Here is a 1,024-nt window from a genome sequence, read left to right as displayed (position 1 = left end):
AGATCGTCGCGAAACATGCGCGACAGGCCGAGCGAGGCAGCGAGGAAGCCGGCCGCCTGCGGCGCGAGGTCGAGCCGCGCTGTATCGGCGGCGCGCACGATCAGCGCCAGTCGGTCGAGCGCGTCGACGCCCAGGCCGAATTCCTCGATCATCGTGTCGAAGCTGCAGCGATCGCCGCGATGGCTCCAGAACACGCCTTCGATGTCGAAGGGAACCGCGCCGAAGCGATCGGCCACCAGAGGCACCTCGGCCGGATCGACGAACAGGAACACCGCATCGGGATCGACGAAACGGCGGATCAGCCAGGGGCAGGCGATGCGGTCGACCTTCGGCCGCGAACGCGTGACCCACACGGTACGCCCCATTTCGTCGCGCGGCGGGATCGCACCGGCGCTGACCAATGGCGCCTTGGCGGCGACCCAGGCCTCGAAGCCGCCTTCCAGCGACTCCGCCGCAATGCCTTCATGGCGCAGCCATGCGGCAACGCCTTGCGAGAGTTTCTGCCCCCTCTGGCAAATGACGGCGACTTTTGCTCCGGAGAACTCGGCGGCCCAGGTCGAGACGGTTCTGAAATCGCGCCGGCAAGACGCCGGCAGCAGGCGCGGGTCGATTTCATAATCCTCGTCGGTGCGCACATCGACCAGGCAAGGCGTGTCGGGCAAGCCGACGAGACGGGAAAGCTGCGGAACAGTGATTGCGGTTGTTGACGGCATGGCGTCCACCTCCTGAACAGAGAGAGTCTGGACGCGATCGTTGGGCTGACGCCTCACGGGGTCATCGCGGGGAACCCCTTACGGGAATGCTGGAACGGTCCCCTGCGATTGTCAAGAAATCAAATTGCCTAGAGCAATTCCAGGAAAAGTGTGAGCGGTTTTCCGTCCGGAATTGCGCAAAAACAGAGAGATAGAGCGGTTCACTGTTTCCGTGAAACGGTGAACTGCTCTATGAGGACGCGAGCTCCGCTCCGCCCTTCCCTGAAACGACCTTTGCCCTACTGCGCGGTCCAGCCGCCATCCATCGGCAG

General features: G+C 64.0%; 1 protein-coding gene. It reads right to left on the bottom strand.

What is annotated here, in order from left to right:
* A partial coding sequence (locus EOA24_RS39150) for a sulfurtransferase/chromate resistance protein (RefSeq protein ID WP_127410890.1) occupies nt 1–713 on the bottom strand: 713 nt, incomplete at its 3' end.
* Nucleotides 714–1,024: the final 311 nt, after the last annotated feature.

It is taken from the genome of Mesorhizobium sp. M2A.F.Ca.ET.039.01.1.1 (genome assembly GCF_003998035.1).
Taxonomy (GTDB): domain Bacteria; phylum Pseudomonadota; class Alphaproteobacteria; order Rhizobiales; family Rhizobiaceae; genus Mesorhizobium.
The sequence above is the reverse complement of the archived record's forward strand: the minus strand, read 5'-3'. Positions and strand labels throughout refer to the sequence as shown.